The sequence below is a fragment of the Myxacorys chilensis genome (assembly GCF_059505265.1).
In genome coordinates this window covers 200,175-219,253 of sequence record NZ_JCACKG010000124.1, presented here as the reverse complement: position 1 = coordinate 219,253, position 19,079 = coordinate 200,175, and the positions used below count along the sequence as shown (strand labels likewise).

The 19,079-nt window shown below is 48.2% G+C and carries 14 protein-coding genes; 6 read left to right on the top strand and 8 right to left on the bottom strand.

What is annotated here, in order from left to right; translation table 11 throughout:
* Nucleotides 1–244 precede the first annotated feature (244 nt).
* Together AC5JLB_RS09805 and AC5JLB_RS09800 are read right to left on the bottom strand one after the other, a co-directional pair.
* On the bottom strand, nt 245–1,285 hold the full coding sequence (locus AC5JLB_RS09805) for a hemerythrin domain-containing protein (RefSeq protein ID WP_495873646.1): 1,041 nt from the start codon (nt 1,283–1,285) through the stop codon (nt 245–247).
* Nucleotides 1,286–1,478: 193 nt separating this feature from the next.
* A complete protein-coding gene (locus AC5JLB_RS09800) occupies nt 1,479–2,486 on the bottom strand; it encodes a nucleoside hydrolase (RefSeq protein WP_495873645.1) in 1,008 nt (335 codons plus the stop codon).
* Nucleotides 2,487–2,572: 86 nt separating this feature from the next.
* On the opposite strand from AC5JLB_RS09800, the gene rbsK reads away from it, so the two are divergent.
* From rbsK to AC5JLB_RS09785, 3 genes are all read left to right on the top strand, one after another.
* Nucleotides 2,573–3,508, top strand: coding sequence for a ribokinase (gene rbsK, locus AC5JLB_RS09795; RefSeq protein ID WP_495873644.1), 936 nt, complete (start codon nt 2,573–2,575; stop codon nt 3,506–3,508).
* A 31-nt stretch (nt 3,509–3,539) separates the two neighbouring features.
* Nucleotides 3,540–5,060, top strand: a complete 1,521-nt coding sequence (locus tag AC5JLB_RS09790) for an alpha/beta fold hydrolase (RefSeq protein WP_495873643.1) — start codon at nt 3,540–3,542, stop codon at nt 5,058–5,060.
* Nucleotides 5,061–5,238: 178 nt separating this feature from the next.
* The gene (locus AC5JLB_RS09785; RefSeq protein ID WP_495873642.1) at nt 5,239–5,955 is read left to right on the top strand and encodes a Crp/Fnr family transcriptional regulator; all 717 of its coding nucleotides are present in this window, start codon (nt 5,239–5,241) and stop codon (nt 5,953–5,955) included.
* Nucleotides 5,956–6,274: 319 nt separating this feature from the next.
* On the opposite strand, the gene AC5JLB_RS09780 is transcribed toward AC5JLB_RS09785, so the two are convergent.
* The 4 genes from AC5JLB_RS09780 to AC5JLB_RS09765 all read right to left on the bottom strand — a co-directional run bounded on the left by AC5JLB_RS09780 (nt 6,275) and on the right by AC5JLB_RS09765 (nt 12,413).
* A complete protein-coding gene (locus AC5JLB_RS09780) occupies nt 6,275–9,004 on the bottom strand; it encodes a methyl-accepting chemotaxis protein (protein WP_495873641.1) in 2,730 nt (909 codons plus the stop codon).
* A 151-nt stretch (nt 9,005–9,155) separates the two neighbouring features.
* Nucleotides 9,156–9,518, bottom strand: a complete 363-nt coding sequence (locus tag AC5JLB_RS09775; RefSeq protein ID WP_495873640.1) for a response regulator transcription factor — start codon at nt 9,516–9,518, stop codon at nt 9,156–9,158.
* Nucleotides 9,519–10,513: 995 nt separating this feature from the next.
* The gene (locus tag AC5JLB_RS09770; RefSeq protein ID WP_495873639.1) at nt 10,514–11,842 is read right to left on the bottom strand and encodes a hypothetical protein; all 1,329 of its coding nucleotides are present in this window, start codon (nt 11,840–11,842) and stop codon (nt 10,514–10,516) included.
* Nucleotides 11,843–11,933: 91 nt separating this feature from the next.
* Nucleotides 11,934–12,413, bottom strand: a complete 480-nt coding sequence (locus AC5JLB_RS09765) for a MarR family winged helix-turn-helix transcriptional regulator (RefSeq protein ID WP_495694892.1) — start codon at nt 12,411–12,413, stop codon at nt 11,934–11,936.
* 179 nt (nt 12,414–12,592) lie between these two features.
* Here AC5JLB_RS09765 and AC5JLB_RS09760 point away from each other — a divergent pair, with 179 nt between their 5' ends.
* Both AC5JLB_RS09760 and AC5JLB_RS09755 read left to right on the top strand, forming a co-directional pair.
* On the top strand, nt 12,593–13,378 hold the full coding sequence (locus AC5JLB_RS09760) for an MOSC domain-containing protein (RefSeq protein ID WP_495873638.1): 786 nt from the start codon (nt 12,593–12,595) through the stop codon (nt 13,376–13,378).
* Nucleotides 13,379–13,551: 173 nt separating this feature from the next.
* Nucleotides 13,552–14,121 (top strand): hypothetical protein, encoded by a 570-nt coding sequence (locus AC5JLB_RS09755; protein WP_495873637.1) that lies wholly within the window; start codon nt 13,552–13,554, stop codon nt 14,119–14,121.
* A gap of 242 nt (nt 14,122–14,363) precedes the next feature.
* Here AC5JLB_RS09755 and AC5JLB_RS09750 read toward each other — a convergent pair whose 3' ends face one another.
* Complete coding sequence (locus AC5JLB_RS09750) at nt 14,364–16,895, bottom strand: type I secretion system permease/ATPase (protein ID WP_495873636.1); 2,532 nt, start codon at nt 16,893–16,895, stop codon at nt 14,364–14,366.
* A 43-nt stretch (nt 16,896–16,938) separates the two neighbouring features.
* Nucleotides 16,939–17,703 (bottom strand): peptidylprolyl isomerase, encoded by a 765-nt coding sequence (locus AC5JLB_RS09745; RefSeq protein WP_495873635.1) that lies wholly within the window; start codon nt 17,701–17,703, stop codon nt 16,939–16,941.
* Between the two features lie 459 nt (nt 17,704–18,162).
* Between AC5JLB_RS09745 and AC5JLB_RS09740 the strand changes: the two genes are divergently transcribed.
* A complete protein-coding gene (locus tag AC5JLB_RS09740) occupies nt 18,163–18,798 on the top strand; it encodes a peroxiredoxin (RefSeq protein WP_495873634.1) in 636 nt (211 codons plus the stop codon).
* Nucleotides 18,799–19,079 lie beyond the last annotated feature (281 nt).

The following is a 19,079-nucleotide window of genomic DNA, read 5'->3' as shown; positions in this document are numbered from 1 at the left end:
CTGAAACCACACTCCTCCAGTATCGCAAAATCCACACGTCTAGAACACGACCCGAATTCTATAGTAGATGCAACCGATCTTCTCCGCTGTCTATCACATCTGGGAAAATCTCCAATTTTTTCAAAAAAATTGGAGATTCAATTATGCTATTGAATAATGCGAAATGATCGCTCAGCGCAGTAGAATTAGTCAAACAAAAGGGGCGCTATCTACGCCCCTAAATCAACTCAACTCAGCAAACTTACTATTTCATAGAAGCTAGTTCATCTTGAATTTTGCTCTTAGCAGCCTTAAATTGAGTCGCTAATTGCTCGCTTTCAGCACTGCTGAAGTTATCCCGGATGGCCGCAAAGTAGGTGCTTTCTTCTTGGCGCACGTGATCCATCACAATGTCACGCAAACTGCGCACAGCGTTGAGGAATTCTTCAGAGGAAGGATTCAATCCGCGAATCTCATCCATGATCACCTTCATCTCAGCTTGCTCGTCGTACAGTTCCTTCAGGTCGCCTTCGGAATATCTGCCTCGAACCGCCGGGTAAGCCACTTCTTCTTCAGCCCGAGCATGAGCCGTCAAATCCTTGAAGATCTGACCGAAGTATTCTTGGCGCTTCTGCGGGTCGTTGGTTTGCTCAACTTCGCCAAACAAAATGTTTACCTTCTGGTGATCCATCCGAATGACATCTTGCAAGTTCATGTCAGACTTGTCGGTGTTGTGAGTAACAACACTACCTGCTACTCCAGTTAGTGCAGCAACAGCGTCTTGTACACGCGACCACAGACCTTGATCTGCATCCATGCCAGTCAATTCACGCACGCCCAGATTTTCTAACACGCCCTTGAGTTGCTCTTGGTGAGCGCGGTTCTCGAAGTTAACAGTGTTAAGTGGTGTGATAGCTGCCTCAACGTCTGCTCCAACTTTTTGAGCCGCTTTGTGAATTACGATACCCGACATTGCCTGTTCATGCTTCAGCAATTCATGCTGGAACACTTTCTCGTACACGGTTAATTCAGAGCCAGACATGAGTTTTTCAACTGCCTGAATCATCTGAGTAACGGTTTCTTTAGGCTCTGACTTCACGCCGTACTGAACAATTACTGTGTCCAAGACACCCAGATTTTTCTGGTCGTCTCTCAGCATGTCTTGAAAGCGCTTATTAATCTCAGAATCTGCTGTTGCCGAAATAAGTTTTTGTTCGTTGGCAATAATTAGTTCTTGGATTGCTTTTAAATCGGCAAGCTTTGTAGCGATCGCCATACGCTTTGTATCGTCAAGTGTCATTACCATTTCGTATTCTCCAATTATTGAATAGTTTGGATCGGCATCCTACACAAGGTTCGCGTAGGATTCGTTACAATTCATCTTTCGGATGGTTGACCTTGAAGAGAGTAAAAGCGCGCAATGATCAGACTCTGGGTATAAGGAAAAGGGAAGAGCGAGACTCAGTAGGAAAGGTGAAGTAAAGCTCAGTACGTTCTGCTCATTCCGTAAAGTCTTTCAAATCTTCGAGCATTGCAGCTAACACAGAAACACAATCCACCATTGTAGCGATCCAAGCATTGGCTGAAAATTTGGTGCTATGACGACTATCGATTATGGTTTTGCCGCGTGTCCACCGGCCTTCAGTTTCAATGTCCACTTGAGCGCGACGAAAGGTGAGGGTTTCTGGATAAAACAAATAGGCAAGCGTTGCCGCATCATGCACCAAAAATCCTTGGACTCCTCGCGTTTCTCGATAGGTCAATGACGTTCGAGTCATGAAATCGCAAAGAGCAACAATAAAGTGTGTCAGTTGCGATGAGTGTAACAATTTTGGAGTTGCGTTTTCCCAATGGCGCTGGAGTTGGGCTGCCATTTCAGGCGTAAAGATTAAGTGATGAGTTACATCGAGCGGAATGACCACCAGATCGGCTCGACTAGCAAACACGATTTGCGCGGCTTCTGGATCGAAAGCAATGTTAAATTCTGCCTGTGACGTAACATTGCCGTGGGTTTGGAACGCGCCACCCATGATGACGATTTCCTTGGCGCGTTTTAGAATACCAGGTGATTTTTTCTCAGCCGAAGCAAGATTGGTGAGCGGCGCGATCGCAACAATCGTAATTTCTCCCGGCATCGCTTGCAGTTTTTCAATCAAAATATCGTCTGAGTCTCGTGCCGTAGCGAACGATCGTCCAGAAACAGGAAGCGTGTGAGACAGGTTTCCCATGCCGTCTGCTCCATGAATGTAAGCTGCATCCGCAATGTCTTCTACCGCTCGGCGCACTCCTCGCCCGACTTCTACCGCATCGAAGCCGCCCAAGTGCAAAAGCTGACCCGCACTTTGAAAGGTTTGCTGAGCGCTAACATTGCCCTCGGCGGTTGTAATGGCAATGATCTCGGCTAGCCCTCGTTTAGCTAAGCTTTGCAACCAAAATAATGCAAAAGCATCATCGCCTCCAGGATCGGTATCGACAACGATTTTGCGAATAGAAGATTGGCAATTCATAAGCAAGTTTTAACTGACTGAAGCAAAGCTAAGGTGATATTAAGTCTCAGCCGCCTCTTTAATCTCATTCCTAACCCTAAATTTCTATGAGCGCGATCGTATTTGGTAGCATCAACATGGATCTCGTGACCCGGACTCCTCGCCTGCCCGTTGCTGGTGAAACGTTAACCGGGCATTCGTTTGAGACGATATCAGGAGGCAAGGGAGCCAATCAGGCCGTTGCGGTGGCTCGATTGGGTGTAGCAACCGAGTTAATTGGACGAGTGGGAAATGATCCATTTGGGCAGGACTTATTGGCTGGATTAATAGCCAATGGTGTCGGGTGCGATCGCGTCTTGGTCGATGCATCGATTGGTTCTGGTGTAGCCGCGATCGCGGTTGATGATGCCAGCGAAAACAACATTATTGTTGTTCCTGGTGCAAATGGGCGAGTCGGGCAGGCTGACCTAGAGCGATTGCAGGAGGTTTTGCCACAGGCAAAGGTTCTCTTGTTACAGCTTGAAATTCCGTTAGAAGCGGTCGTGGCGGCGGCTCAAGCGGCAAGACAGGCGGGGGTGACGGTTATTCTCGATCCGGCTCCGGCTCAAACGCTACCAATGGAACTGTATTCGTGGGTTGATGTCATAACGCCCAACCAAGTAGAAGCCAGTCAACTTGTCGGATTTACGGTAAATGATCAAGAGAGTGCAATGCGAGCCGCAACGCTAATTCATCAGCGCGGTGTTGCAACCGTGATTATAAAACTAGGCAAGTTGGGTGCATTTTGTTCAACCGGAAATGAAACCTTTTTAATTCCGAGTTTTCCAGTCAAAGCAGTAGATACCGTTGCGGCTGGAGATGCGTTTAATGGAGGGTTAGCAGCGGGTTTAGCGGCAGGTTTATCACTCCAGAAAGCGATGATCCAAGCGTCTGCGATCGCGGCTTTATCGGTAACTAAAGCTGGAGCACAGCCGTCTTTGCCGACTCGCGAAGAACTCACGACATTTCTATCGGCACACGGCAATCAGACCTTGATGAACTAATCTCAAAGAGTTGTTGATACTCTAGATCTGCATGATTCGGTTAACTCGCTGGCAACTGCTGCGATCGCTCCTTGCTGTTCTGCTTATTGTGATCTCGTGGGCAGGCATTGCCGCTGCCCAAACCGGACTCACCATCCGATTTTTTGAACGGGAAACGGTTCCGTTGCTCTACATTGCGCCTAAACAAGCCCAGGCTGCACCCGGCGTTTTGGTTGCCCACGGCTTTTCAGGCTCGAAACAGTTGATGTTGGGCTATGGGTATGTGTTGGCGCGAGCAGGCTACGCCGTTATGCTGTGGGATTTTGACGGACATGGAGCCAATCCGAACCCGCTAGGAAGATTTGACGGTAACGCCCTTCAGAAGAATCTTCAGGTGGCGTTGCGATCGCTCACGGAGCAACCCGGAGTCGATGCGAGTCGTCTAGCGCTGTTGGGGCATTCGATGGGCGGATCAGCCGTTCTTTCGGCAGGAGTGAATGACGTGGATCGATTTGCGGCGACGATCGCTGTGTCTTCTGCGGGGGGAGGCATAACGCCACAAGCACCCCGCAGTCTGCAATTACAGGTTGGCGCTTGGGAAGGACGGCTCATTCCGTATGCTGAGCGATCGCTGGCTCAAGCGGGAGGAGCGAATTCGCAGTTCAATCAAGGCAAGGCGCGAGAGCTAATCGTTGTGCCAAGCGTTGAACACATCACGATTTTGTTTAATGGAGCCAGTCATCAGGCGGCGTTGAAGTGGCTAGATGCCGCGTTCGATCGGCAATCCACAAGCCATTATGTCGATCGCCGCATGATTTGGTATTTTCTGCATTTAGTAGGATGGCTGCTGGCGCTGAGTGTCATTGCACCGAAATTTGCAGCATCAACCTCAACCAATTCACAAATCACCGATTCACAAATCAAAGTACCGATTGCCAAAGTACCAATTGCCAAAGTACCAATTGCCAGAAGTGCGATCGGGCTGATTGGCTCGGCGATCGCAGCCGTCGGAGGGCTGCTGTTACTCAATCCTCTCGTTCAACTGCAATCGTTAGGAGGAGTGCAAGTTGGCGGCGCGGTTGGCGTTTGGTTTTTGATTGCAGGACTCGTGTGGTTAGTGGTTCTCGGTCGATTTCCCCGTCCAAGCGTCCGAACGGTCGGACTTGGACTTGCTGTGTTTGCGCTGCTTTGGATTGCGTTTGGGCTGATGGCGCAATTTGTTTGGCTTCAGTGGTGGTTGATTTTACCCCGGTTGAAAGTTTGGTTGCCGATTGCGATCGCGTGTTTTCCTTGGTTTCTCGCGTCTGGCATTGTTCAACAAGATATCAGTACCAGAAGCCGTTTCCTGTGGTGGTTCGGACAAAGCCTGATACTGATTGGCGGATTTATTCTAGTGATTTCTGTAGTACCTAAACTAGGATTCATGTTTCTACTATTGCCACTGTTTCCAGTGTTAATAGGATTGTTGTCATTTGTTGAGGCACTATTAAATGAGGCGTGGATCTACGCGATCGCAAGTGCACTATTGTTTGCATGGTTACTAGCCGCCGGGTTTCCCTTATCTGCGGCTTAAAGTCTAAAGTCTGTGGCTTAAACTACCAACACTTAACGATCACAGTCTAGGCTAAAATAGGATTAGATACTGAAAGTTCATGCCTTCGAGCTTTTCAGTCTAAAAATTTATCACTAGGACTAGGCTCTGAATTCCCCTCCTTGTGCCATTGGTTTACCCATTGGTTCAGGAGGCTATTTTGTTACAGAATTTTGGTTCACCTAAAAATCAACTGCTCGCCGCCTTACCTGACGAGGACTATCAGCGCATTCTGCCACACCTAGAAGTCGTTGACCTACCCCTACAGAAAGTTCTCTATCATCCGGGTGACTCGATTGAATATGTTTATTTCCCTCGCGAATCGATCATTTCATTAGTCACCATTCTAGAAGACGGGGCGAGTGTTGAAGTCGGGATCATTGGAAACGAGGGCGTGCTAGGCGTTGAGGTATTTTTAGGCGACCCAACCGCGCACCACGAAATGGTCGTTCAATCTGCCGATAGTGGGATACGCATGGCGGCAGCCCCATTTAAGGTAGAGTTTGAGCGAGGAGGGCCGCTGCAACGCCTGCTGCTAAGGTACACGCAGACTCTATTTTTTCAGGTGTCACAGGGGGGAGCCTGCTTCCGCCGCCATACGATTGAAGAACGGTTAGCGCGTTGGCTGCTGATGGTTAGCGATCGCATAGGTTCTAACGAACTCCCGCTCACTCAAGAGTTTATTGCTCAGATGCTCGGCACCCGCAGGGCAGGCGTGACAATCGCAGCAGGAACGCTGCAACGGGCGGGACTAATCCGCTATGGGCGAGGCAGAATTACGATAGTTGATCGTGAACATTTAGAAGAAGCGTGTTGTGAGTGTTATAGGCTGATCAAAGAGATGACTGAGCGATCGCTGCCTCTTGAGCGCGAGTGATTGCATAATTCTGCCCTTTTGTCTAGTGCGTACCAAATCGTACTGACGCTAAAGGAAATGAGCATTACATTTAGGAATGAGCTATTTCACTCTGAAACCTATAAAACCCCATAATACGAAAGCTGGAATCTAATAAAAAAGCTTTCGACATAAACAATAAAATCGGAGAAATAGCAGAGGCGAGGGGCAATGCCCCTCGCCTCTTTTAATACTAAGTAACCAAAATTCGCCCTACAGGACTTATGCGTGAGCAACGAGAAACCTTCGCGTAAGTCCTGTTCTAGCGATCACGGCAAAGCAAATGCTCCTAGATGGCCATTTAGCTCACCTTAAATGTCTCGACAGAACCTTGCAGTTCTTTTGCGATCGCCGTTGTTTGGCGCAGTGAGTCAGACACCTGTATCGACGAATTAGAAGTTCGTTCTGCGACTTGGGCAATCTCATGCATTAACGTTGCGATCGCGTGCGTTGTTTCAACTTGCGATTCAGTTGCAAGCGAAATGGATTGCACAAGCTGATTGATGCCGTGAGAAGCCTTCATCATTTGCTCTAAACTCTGCTTCGCATCCTCAACACACTGAGTTCCCTCCACAACTTGTGCTGTGCCCTGCTCCATTGCATCGATCACCTCGCCTGTTTCTTGCTGAATATTTAAGACGAGATGTTCAATTTCTTGCGTTGCTTCAGAGGCGCGAACCGCCAAGGCTGCCACTTCGTCAGCCACGGTAGCAAACCCCTGACCTTCTTTGCCCGCCCGCGCCGCTTCGATGCCTGCATTAATCGCCAGCATATTCGTCTGCACCGAAATCTGATTGATCAGCGACACCACTTTAGAAATCTGCTGCGAAGCTTCTCCCAATCGCTTCACTTTCTTCGCCGTCTCGCCGATCGTTTGCCGTAACTCTACAATGCTTTGCACCGTCGCATCGATTGCCAGTCCGCCTGTTTCTGCGGTTGCTGAAGCGCTCTGACTCACGATCGCGGCTTGCTGAGCGCTTTGAGCCACCGTTTTGATCGACGTGATCATTTGCTCAACAGAAGCCAACGTTGACGCGGTTTCTTGAGCTTGCAGGTCAGCATCCGTAGACAGCGATCGCACAGCGACTTCATGGTTGCCCAGCGACGCACTCACCTCAACCGTTGCCTGTTTGACCTGCTGCACGAGGTGCTGCAAATTCTCTACGATCGCGTTAAAGAAATCCGCAATGATGCCGATTTCTCCCTCTCCCACCATAGCGCGGGCGGTGAGGTCGCCCATTGCCGCTTTTTCAACATGTTGCAGCAGTTCTAGTAGCTGAAACTGAAAGGTTTCTTTGTGCTGCCGTCGCTCCTCAGATAGCGTTTCGACATGCAGTAATTTTTGCTCTTGTTCGACGAGTCGCACTTGCTCTAGGGCAAATCCGACATGCACCGCCATTTGGTAGAACAAATTCATCTCCGACGATTGCCAGTCGCGAGGGCCAGAACACTGGTGAACCGCCAACAATCCGATCAGCTTGCCCTCGACCACCATCGGTGCGACTAAGTTTGCTTTCACGTGAAATGGTTCGAGCTGGCCGCGATAGCACGGATCGATATCAACGGTATCCAGATTGCTGATCGAATGCATTCGTCCTTGGCGATATTTGTCAACAAACTGTTGAGCAAAACACGGATCCGCAATATTGACGCCCAACGACGCCGGATACCCTAACGCCACCGATTCAGCCACAATTGTGCCTTGCCACTGCTCATCAAACAGATAGACAAGGGCGCGATCGCACTCTAACAATCGTCTCACCTCGCGTACTGCGGTTTGCATCACGCCGTCCACATCGAGCGATTTGCGAATGTGGAAGGTTGCTTCATTAAAGCATTGGAGATCGGAGGCGTGGCGGACTTGCTGCTGCAACAGCGATTGCAATTGATCTGCCATCGAATTCACGCTGCCACTGAGGGATGTAATTTCATCATCCCCGCGTAGTGTTAGGCGGGTTTCTAACTGTCCTTGACCCAACGCTTGAATCGCAGTTGTAACAGAGGTCAGGCGGCGAGCTAAGCGACCCGACAGCCATGCCGCAATACATCCCGCCAAGACCGCCGCGACGGATGTGCCAATTCCTAAGATCAGCAGCAGTTGTTGCCTCGGTTGAGAAGCCGTTTCAACGGTACTGCCTAGCAAAATTTGCCAATTGAGATCGGGCAAGCCGTCGAGCTTTGTCCAAGGAGCGTAGCTGAAGAACAGACGGTTGCCTGGCTCACTAAAATAACGGTTTGGGTCGCGCTGTCCTTCGCGGAGTTCAGGAAAATCGCTCATGGCATTGCGCCCAATGCGATCGCTTTGTGAGGCGAGAAAGACTTCACTGGAGTTATTGAGTAAGCGATACTCTTGCCCGACCAAGGTGTAGGATTTGATTTGATCCGCCAGTTTCGCTAACGGTAAATCAGCCCGCGCGATCGCAATGGTTTTCCCTGTGTCAGCATCTTTGATGGGTGCTGCAAAATAAACTTCAGAGGTTCGCTCTTTTGAAAAAATGATCGGCTGGCTAATAAACGGTTTATTGGTTTTTAGAACAGTGCGAAAGTAATCTTGATTGGCTTGGTTCGCAACCGATTGACTTGCCGTTTGGCTCAAGACATTGCCTTCTAAATCAAAAATGGCGACATCGTCATACATCCCATACGGTTCGACAATCCGCTTCAGCGCCGCATCTCGTTCTGTCGAACTTAAACTATCTCGCACTTTTGCGTTTGCCAACACCGCCGAACTAGCAATTGCCTGAATATCAGCGTAACGCTGCGCCATGTAGCGGCTAATGAGATCGCTTAAGCGAACAGACGACACCTGCTGAGTGTCTGCCAGTTGTTGCGTCAAAGCGCGATTTGCTAAACCGTAGCCGATCGCGCCCACACCAAATACGGGTAATGTTCCTAGAATGATCGCGATCGCGGCGATCTTCTTTTCTAGACCGAGGGGCGTTAGCCGAGTGAAAAATGAGTCTTGAGAACGCGGAGTCACGAGACGCCGAGACGGTGGCGTTGAGATCTGCGATTCTATTTGGTCAACCATAACTAAGGTGAGGTGCAACAAGTAAAGGAAATAGTCGCGTAAATGCACTGAAAATCCTGTCCCCTTTCCCATGAAAGAGGACTAGAGCGAGGGCAAACTTAGAGATTCTTTCGAGGCAATGCTGAAACCCACCTTTGTGAGAAGCACTCGATTACCCTTCTACAGATTTGATGGCTCGAATCAGGTCGTCTTGTGTAAACGGTTTTGTCATATACACATTTGCTCCCTGTCTCAGCCCCCAAAACCGATCGATTTCCTGATTTTTTGAAGTGCAAATAATGATCGGGACGTTTTCAGTTTCAGGATGTCTGCGGAGAGAGCGACAGAGGGTAAAACCACTCATTCCGGGCATAATGACATCTGTGACTACAATATCTGGTTTCAGCTCAATTGCTTTATTAAGTGCATCTTTAGCGCTCATTGCAGAGATGACCAAGTAACCACTTTGCTGTAAATAGTGGCTTAGCAGTTCCATTTCCGATGGTGCATCTTCTACAACCAAAACTTTGCTCATTTTTGTTATGTTCACTGTCGTTTGTGCCTGTAGTTGTTATTAGAGCATCTGTTCAGGCTCTTTTTCTTCATGATGGTGCTAGTGCTTTTTCTTCAAGATTTTAGCATTAACTTTAGCAACTCAGATTTTGTTGATAGCATTGCCGAATTTCTGTTGCATCGATTACTTTAGCCATGGATTAATCAATGAATTCCGTGTTCTCTGTTACATTAAACTAGAATTTTTCAAACGCTTGATGTTTCCGAAAAAGACAACAAAAGTTGTATGCCTTATCAAAAGCATCAGTCAGTTTGACCAGTTGAATTAGTAAACCGCGAGAATACAGACGTTGAAAGCGCTTGTAGAAGATGATTGGAGGCATTTCCGAATCTCTCAAAACTCTTTACACAGCAAGTTGGCATCCTACGAACCCGTTGAAGTTTAACAACGTCAAACTGTAGAAACGCTTTAGAATCTCCCGAAATTGCAGCACAACCTAGCTAGACCGCAATCTGCAATGTCAAGCTGAAGGTGCGATCGCTCGTTCAAATGCGATCGCTTGTGCGCGACTGAAAGTTCTAATTAAGCAAACAAGCAACCATGCCCCTGATCATTTATGCTTCGCTATGGTCAGCGAACAATTATGCTTCTAAACGAAGTTATTTTCAGGAGTCTACTTGTAATTACGGACAACTACAACTTTCTTAAAGATTTGATAAAGTTTGAGTAAATGTTGAAGTGTGTCATTATTTGCAATTGATTTGTTCCAAAACTCTTAGTCAGAGTGGGTTGCTTAGGTCAGCAGGTCGTCTCCACAGCCTGATCTACTACTTAGAGCAAGAAATAAGAGAAATATAACTTCAGTATTTATACAGCCTTCCATGACTGCAAAATTACCGGCATCTTTATAAGATATTCATAAAATTCCACTCTTGAAATACCTAGTAGTCTGTCAAGAAAGAAAACTCGCCTCGCAAAATCCACTTAACAAACTACTAGGCGTCTCCAAACTCTTGCTAACGCTGAAAGCCCTTAGCAGATTTCTTATCGCTCTTCTCTTTTGCTTTTGTTTTGCTCACCTCAGTTAATGCTTCTTGAAACAAATTATGCAGATGGAGCGGAACGCTAGCAATTTCGGGCAGTTCAGGTTCTAGAGGCTTTTGGTGCGATCGCAGCAGATCATCCAAGTCTCGCTCAAGCTCAAAGTCAGGTTGCTGCAAGAATTCGCGCAACACTGCCTCTAACTGGGTCGGGTAATCTTTCGCTAATTGTCTCCAGACATAGGTATTGATGTCACGACTTTCAAGATATTTGCGAATCAGTTTGTCTGACCCTTTAATCGTCTTCCAATCGTCAGATTTGAGCAGATCAATAAACTGCTGATGATTCGGTAAAATCATCTGTCCCCAGCGAGGATGAGCCAAAATCGTGACTTCTTCTGCTTTCTTCAGTTCGGGAGGCAATTCGATCTGAGGCGTCACCATTTTCGCCGCCGCTTTGTCGGTCATCATTTTGGCGGCAGTGTCCGCATCCATTCCCATCGCTTCGGCCATTTCTGCGATTTCTTCATCGCTAACGCCTGCTTCTTGCGCCAGCTCAGTCATCGATTTGTTGCGATCGACGCCTGCTTCATCGAGTCGCCGTTCTGTCAGAAAATCTTGAAACTCAGGAATCTTTTTACTCAGTTGATAGCCTGGTAAGCTCACTTCTGCGCCACCAAAAAAGTCGAGAAAATCTTGGTGATAGCGTTCCACCGATTTCCACGCTTCTTCTAACAACTCTGGAGCATCGCCGTAAAGTTCGGATTTGTAGTTCTGTTTAAAGTTACCGATCGCAACCGCTAACTTTGGCTTACCTAAACTGCCTAATTGAACGTATGGACTAAAGAACATCCACGCGTCTTCTGTCACAGGTGCAATCCGGCTCAGCAGAATTTCTCCTGGCTTTAACCGTGCCATTGCTTCTAGCGTTGCTGCATCGGTTGGCTTGACGATATAGGTATTGGTCGTGAGCCAATTCATTAGCTTAAAGCCATCGGGTAGAACGTGCTGAATCACAAACAGTCCAGCAAAATTGCGCTTCCAGCCGAGAACAAGCGTGCGATCGCTCTCTGACAATTCCGATTCGTTAACAAACAACTCTAGCGGCGTCTTATCACCAACCTGACCCTGACCGAGAAACGAATCGACAGCCAAATCGCGCTGCTTGCGGTCTTTAGACTGAGATTTAGATAACTGCTCAGCGACAAATGCCTCTAAAGCCGTTGCTAACTCTCCTTCCGCGTCGTACACAAAATCGACTAATGCTTGCTTTAGCTCCTGCGATCGCTTTAAACGTTGATCCACGCGCTCATCCTCTTTTTGTTCTTCGACACGATAGGGTTCACTTTAGCGAAAGGTAAGCCCCCTACGATAGATTTCGATATTGGTTATAAAATCAATTAAAAATTTGTCGCAATCGCTGCAACGCAGATTCAATTTGCTCTAATTCTGCGGCATCGAGTTGGTCAAACCGCTCCTTTAGATAGCTGATATGCGCCGGAAACACGTCTTGAAAGACCTGCTCGCCCTCAGGCGTCAACACAATGAGAAAGCAGCGCCGATTTTCTGGCGGCACTTCTCGACGGACTAATCCTTTTTGTTCTAAGCGATCAATAATGCCGGTCAACGTTCCTTTTGTGACCAAGGTTCGCTCTGCCAATTGATGCATGAACATGCCTGAGGTGTTCCCCAAGGTACACAGCACATCAAACTGAGGCGGCGTTAATCCGAGTTCACGAATATGCGGCTCATCATAAGCACAAAAGGCTTGATAGGTGGTTGTTAGCGATCGCAGCGTTTTCATAAAAGGCTGTTTGGCAGCACTCTGAGGATTTAGTTTGGCTAGTTTTTCTGATGTTATTGATTTTTTCGACATTGACGTTTTTCTAAATTCGTCTTTCTAGTATCGCATATCAAACAGTCCTAGTTGAAACTATCAGCTTCAAACGGCTCGAACCTTGTAAACTGTAGCTTGAGGACGAGCTTAGGTAAAACCCAGATAGGTAAAACTCAGAGTAAAAGCAGTCTTCACAGATTGAATGATAGAGACAAACCATGCCAACTCTCGATCGCATCTTTATCCATCCGATCAAATCGCTAGAGGCGGTGGAAGTTAGGCAGGCAAAAATTTTAGAGAGCGGCGCATTAGAGGGCGATCGCGAGTTTTGCATGGTGGACTCTAACGGAAAATGGGTCAATGGCAAACGCACTGCCAAGGTTCATCAGATTCGATCGCAGTTCAATCTCCCAGCGCGATTAGTAACGCTTTCGATTCAAGGCGAAAATCCGGTGAGCTTTCATTTGGATCATGCCCGCAGCGCGATCGCGGCATGGCTGAGCGACTATTTCGGGTTTCCTATCAGCCTGCAACAAGATCGAACGACCGGATTTCCAGACGACGAAGCTTCGCCTGGACCAACTCTGATTAGCACCGCAACTTTAGAAGTATCAGCAGATTGGTTTGATGGGGTGACGGTGGAGGGAATGCGATCGCGCCTCCGCACCAATCTCGAAATTGGTCAAACCCCGGCATTTTGGGAAGATGGGCTTTACACCAAAACTGAAGAACCTTTGCTCTTTCAAATCGGGGATGTGCAGGTGCAAGGCATTAATCCCTGTTTGCGATGCGTGGTTCCAACCCGCGACGCCATCTCTGGAGAAGCCACACCGCAGTTTCAAAAGACCTTTGCCGTCAAGCGAGAAGAAACCCTCCCAAATTGGGTAGCCAGCAATCGGTTCAAATCGTTTTACCGAATGGCGGTTAATACTCGCATTGCCCGGTCTGAAGCCGGAAAATATCTTCGTGTGGGTGATGAGGTGAATGCAACGTTGTCTAGCTAAACGCACTATTAGCCTCTACCCTGCCGTAAGGTTGTAAAGATCTTCACTTAAGATTCATGCGGATGCATAAACATGATTAGAAGCTGCGAAATTTTACTGGACTCAGGCTGTTTTGCATTTTCTTAAGACGTAATTGTTGTTAGCAACAATTTTTATCTAAGGGAAATCCAACCGTGGACATGAAAGATATTGCCGATAAGGCTGCTAAGGTCAGTGGAATTCGTAAAGATCTGAAGACAGTCCAGTCAGTTGTCAATACTGGTGCAGCAGCCGGTGCGGCTGTTAGTGCCGCGACAGGTCTGTCTGTGGCAGCAACATCAGGAGCAGGAATTACCTCAGGTCTTGCTGCGGCAGGTGGAGTAATTGGTGGAGGTATGGCATCAGGTCCAGCGGTACTAGCAGCAGGTCCGGCGTATGCTGGTGCAAAGATCATCAACAGTACTATCTTCAAAGATGAACCAGGATTGCGTAAGCAAGAACGCGATGCCCGTGCAGTGGCACGAAAAGCTACAGGAATTGGTGCTGCCGCTGGTGTCGCTGGTGCTAGTGCTGTAACTGTAGCGGGTGGAGCATCTGGTGCGGCAATTATGAGTACTCTTGCTGGTATCGGGGGTGTAGTTGGTGGAGGAGCTATCGCTGGTACTGCGGTAGTTGCTTTAGCTCCTGTTGCTGCTGCTGGAGCCATTGGATATGGGGTCTATAAGTTATTTGGCGGCGGAGACGAAAAGCGGAAACGTCGTTAGCTATTAGCCTGGTAACAGTCGATCTAGCCTCCGAATCGCCCTCAGCTTAACCCTTCTCCTAGAGGAGAAGGGTTAAGCTGAGAACAGCAGCAATGCCAATGATTGTCGATTTAATTAGTGTTAGCTAAATTTTCCCTCATTGTTCTTTCAAAAAGGTCTATGTATGAAGGCTAGAAGGTGAAGTAAAAACTCTAAACACATCTAAAAACCAAGTTCATGCTCTGCAAGACATGACAGTGGGCTTAAACTGATGCTTGCTGCCGTTGATAAAGCGACCAATACAGACCCTTTGATCGCAGCAACTGATCGTGAGTCCCTTTCTCAGCAATCACGCCTTTTTCCATCACCAGAATTAAATCTGCCTTCTTGAGGGGTGCGAAGCGGTGAGCAATTAGGAAGACCGTGCGATCGCTCGCCACTTGCTGAAGATTGTGCAGTACTTGTTGTTCGGTCTCACTATCAAGCGCACTCGTTGCTTCATCCAACACCAGCACCGGAGCATTAGACAGAAACAGTCGGGCTAAGGCAATTCGTTGACGTTGGCCTCCCGAAAGCGCTGTGCCTCGCTCTCCTGTGTTGGTCTCATAACCCTGAGGCAGTTCGCTGATAAAGTCATGGGCAACCGCGAGTCGAGCCGCTTCTACTACATCTTCGGCGCTAATATCTGGGCGTCCAAGAGTAATGTTGTCAACGATCGTCCCGTTGAAAATTAGATCTTCTTGCAAGACAACGCCCATTTGACTCCGCAATGAATGTAGATCGACGCTCTTGACATCAAATCCATCGACTAAAATTCGACCCGCCTCGGGTAAATAAAGCCGTTGCAACAGTTTAGACAGCGTACTCTTCCCTGAACCGCTCCGGCCGACCACACCCACTAGCATTCCAGGCTCAGTCGTAAACGAAATGCCTTTTAGAACAGGTTCTTGATTAGGGTTGTACCGGAAGAACACTTGATCGAACGTCACTTGTCCCTTAAGCGGCGGCAAGACCAATCCTGATCCCGGCTCCGCTTCAGGGGGAACGTTGAGAATATCTCCAATTCGATCGACCGATAGCAACACCTGCTGCAAGTTCTGCCAAAGCTGAACTAATCTCAACAACGGACCTGTCACCCGTCCCGACAACATCTGAAACGCAACTAGCTGACCGATGGTTAGGTTTTGCCCAATCACCTGATGCGCCCCGACCCAAAGAATCAGCAGATAGGAAAAATTCGTGAGAAAGTCAGCTAAGTTGTTGCTGATATTCGACGTTGTAGAGGCTTTAAAGCTGGTGCGAATGTAGCGAGCAAATAGTCCTTCCCAGCGATCGCGCGAGGGTTTTTCCGCCGCGTGCGCTTTGACCGAATGAATCCCTGTCACCGTCTCGACGAGGAACGACTGACTATCGGCACTGCGGTTAAACGTCTCGTTCAGCCAGTTTCGCAAAATTGGAGTTGTCGTCAGCGTCAGTGCCGCATACAAGGGCAACACGGCCAGCGCCACAGCCGTCAGCGGAATGCTGTAGAAAAACATCAACGCCAAATACACGACCGAGAAAATCGAATCCAGTACAACCGTCAGCGCCGTTCCCGTCAAAAACTGACGAATGTTTTCTAACTCCTGAACCCGCGCCACGGTATCTCCCACCCGACGAGATTCAAAATAAGCCAGAGGCAACCGCATCAAGTGACGAAACAATTGCGCCGAAAGACTCAGATCCAAGCGGCGGGCAGTGTGCGTGAAAATAAATAGGCGAAGAATACCTAGAACCGCCTCAAAAATCGCAACACCCAGTAGCGCGAACGCCATGACATCTAGCGTCGAAACGCTACCTTGCACCATGACGCGATCGATGACGACTTGAGTAATCAACGGCGTCGCCAAACCCACAATCTGCAATGTGATTGAGGCAACAAGTACCTCGATCAGCAGCCCGCGATATTTCCACACCGCAGGTAAAAACCAACTGAGGTTAAACCGCTCCTGCTTCTGAATCGCCTCGACTTGCCAAAGTGTCCCGTTCCAAGATTGCTGCACCGCCGAGCGATGCATCGCCTCACACGTCATGGTGGGATTCATCGGATCAGCAATGATCAAGCGATCGCCCCTGACGCCGTAAGCCACGACCCAATGGGGCTCACTATTTGGCGTTCCCCATTGCATCAGTGCCGGAAAATTCAGCAGCCGTAAGTTCTGCCAGGTAGACTCAATGCGCCGCAACTGTAGCCCCAATTTCTCAGCCGCATCGACTAAATTTGTGGGGCGTTGTCCTCTCAACTGCCGTTGCACCCACTCTAGCTGAGCCGGATTTTGCAGATGGTTGGCCACCATCGTCAGACAGGCCGCTCCCGGATTCATGCCCGAGACAAACGGAAAACTTGTGACAGGTTGGGGAGAAACATCGGTTTGGGGCTGGTAGCGAGCGCGCTGAATCGCCCAGAAGCGTTCAACATCAGCCGAAGACAACGATGCCCACGTCTCTGCCCTCCACTGTACGACAACGACATCATTACTTGCTGCCCGTGCCTTCCAGCCCGGCAGATCCAGCAAATCGCCTACCCATTCTCCGGGCTTGAGCAAAATCGTCTTTTCTTCTTCCGAAACCAGCCGGACTTTGCCACTCAATACCACTAATTGAAGCCCTGGCGTTTCTTCTGACCACAGCAATTGTCCTAACCGATACCGCCGAATGTCGGCTTTTGTTCTAAATTGGACTTGCTGATCAGGGCTGAGGAAGCACAGGGGCGGCGCTTCCCACGGAAGATTGGCGGTAATGTCGTTTGTAAGCATCTAACACTCAGAACTGGGGGACAGCAGATCAAAACGGTCGCGATTATTCTTCACCAACTTGCAGCTTGACGGTCATTTTCTGGATTTTCTCACCCATCCACCGATCAAACAACTCATTTCGCAGCATCTGGCTCAATTGAGAATTATCAAGTGATGCAGGCAACACTTGCTCGACTCGGAACAGCGCCCAGCGATCGTCGATTTCAAGCGGCCCAACCAGATCACCTTCATTAGCAGAATCGATCGCGGCTCGAACAACATCGGGCATGGTTCCCCGGCTAACGGGTCCCATCATGCCATTGGCAATGCGATCGTCCGCTACCGAATGCTCTCGTGCCAACTCTTCAAAGCTGGCTCCCTCCTTCACCTGAATTTTGAGTTCTTCGGCGAGATCCTGATTTTCTACCATGATGCGAGACAGCACCACGCGATCGAGAAAAACCTTGCGTTCAATAAAATACTCTTGCAGTTTCGGTTCAGTCGCAACTTGCTTAAGCTTTTCTGTTTTGAAGTTAGATGAAATTTGATTATGAAACGTGGAGTAGTCTAAACCATTACGATTAAGCCAGTCCTGAAACACTTTCGGATCGGTAAGCTGTTGCTGGAGGCGAAAATCAATGACGGCTTGCTCAATAACAGCAGGATTAATGGCTAAGTCTGCGCGGGTGTTGAGTTCTTGCTCTAAAACATACTGACGTAAAATATCGCCCAGGAAGCCTTGCAGCTTACCTGATGTTTGTAAATAGCGGAGGCACTGTTTCAGAGAAAGGGCTTCCTCATCGACTGTTAGAAAAGCTTTAGCGTCCATGAATGTCAATTCTGTGAGGGTCTAACTCAGATGGTATCTTGCCCAGGGCAAATGGGACTTTAATAAACATTTAGAGGTGGTTCAGGGATTTAACGTAAACCAATGTGATTAAACTCTAAAACCCGCCCATTTCGATTCAGCAATTTCAACCAATTGCTAAAACTTTCTAAAAGAGTTTGACTGCCCTTACCGAACATGTTTGAGTATTTGAACGGAGAATGACAAAAATTGACCTAAGTAGATTCTCTATAACTAATTGCTTTCATCAGGATTAAATGAGAAGTCTTTGCTTCTGGGAGAGGGTCACATCCTTAATTTGAGGCTGCATTACAATCCCTAAGATTTGTCCCCGTTATTCGCTAAAATCGTGAATAGATCTAAACTCCGACCGGAAAACCGGAGTTTTATGGCATGATCAGTTAGTAACTATCTGCGATCGCAAAGGAAAACAAGAACATTATGGCTCTCCGACTTGGCGACACCGTTCCCAACTTTACACAAGACTCCTCTGAAGGAACCATCGATTTTTACGACTGGGCTGGTGATAGCTGGGTTGTACTTTTCTCCCACCCCGCTGACTTTACTCCGGTTTGCACAACCGAACTAGGCCAAGTAGCAAAGCTCAAGCCTGAATTCGACAAGCGCAACGTCAAGACGATCGCTCTGAGCGTCGATACCGCTGAGTCTCACCAAGGCTGGATTGGAGATATCAACGAAACCCAAAGCTGTAGTGTGAACTACCCGATTTTGGCTGATCCCGATCGCAAAGTTTCTGACCTCTATGACATGATCCATCCCAACGCTAATAATACGTTGACGGTGCGATCGGTGTTTATTATCGACAACAACAAAAAGCTGCGGCTCACCTTCACCTATCCTGCTAGTACTGGACGCAACTTTGAAGAAATTTTGCGGGTGATTGATTCGTTGCAATTGACGGACGACTATAGCGTTGCCACTCCAGCAAACTGGACAGATGGCGGCGATGTGGTAGTTGTACCGTCGATTCCGACAGATGCCGCACGGGAGAAATTCCCGAAAGGGGTGACAGAAGTGAGACCCTATTTGCGGATGACTCCTCAACCGAACCGTTAGAGGATATCGCTTCAGCGTTTTTTTACTGTGATTTTAGGGTGGGTGAGCAATGCTTACCCATTTTTTTGGTTTTTTAATGACTTTGGTTTTTTAATGACTTTGGTCTTTTAATAACATAGTCTTGCTTGCTAAACAGATTAGGTTCTACGGCAATTTACTTGACCCATTGCCCAAGAATCGTGTGAAACCTGAGACAATCTCCTGAGACACTCTAATCAATAAAACCAAGACCCTACTCCAATGAGAAAACCTTTGTTTCAACTCATAGGGTGGATAACCTG

Bases quoted from the DNA above. Each gene is read 5' to 3' on its own strand.
- AC5JLB_RS09745 (WP_495873635.1), bottom strand. From the start codon at position 17,703: ATGGACGCTAAAGCTTTTCTAACAGTCGATGAGGAAGCCCTTTCTCTG.
- AC5JLB_RS09805 (WP_495873646.1), bottom strand. From the start codon at position 1,285: ATGGTAATGACACTTGACGATACAAAGCGTATGGCGATCGCTACAAAG.
- AC5JLB_RS09800 (WP_495873645.1), bottom strand. From the start codon at position 2,486: ATGAATTGCCAATCTTCTATTCGCAAAATCGTTGTCGATACCGATCCT.
- AC5JLB_RS09740 (WP_495873634.1), top strand. From the start codon at position 18,163: ATGGCTCTCCGACTTGGCGACACCGTTCCCAACTTTACACAAGACTCC.
- AC5JLB_RS09775 (WP_495873640.1), bottom strand. From the start codon at position 9,518: ATGAGCAAAGTTTTGGTTGTAGAAGATGCACCATCGGAAATGGAACTG.
- rbsK (WP_495873644.1), top strand. From the start codon at position 2,573: ATGAGCGCGATCGTATTTGGTAGCATCAACATGGATCTCGTGACCCGG.
- AC5JLB_RS09760 (WP_495873638.1), top strand. From the start codon at position 12,593: ATGCCAACTCTCGATCGCATCTTTATCCATCCGATCAAATCGCTAGAG.
- AC5JLB_RS09750 (WP_495873636.1), bottom strand. From the start codon at position 16,895: ATGCTTACAAACGACATTACCGCCAATCTTCCGTGGGAAGCGCCGCCC.
- AC5JLB_RS09780 (WP_495873641.1), bottom strand. From the start codon at position 9,004: ATGGTTGACCAAATAGAATCGCAGATCTCAACGCCACCGTCTCGGCGT.
- AC5JLB_RS09790 (WP_495873643.1), top strand. From the start codon at position 3,540: ATGATTCGGTTAACTCGCTGGCAACTGCTGCGATCGCTCCTTGCTGTT.
- AC5JLB_RS09765 (WP_495694892.1), bottom strand. From the start codon at position 12,413: ATGTCGAAAAAATCAATAACATCAGAAAAACTAGCCAAACTAAATCCT.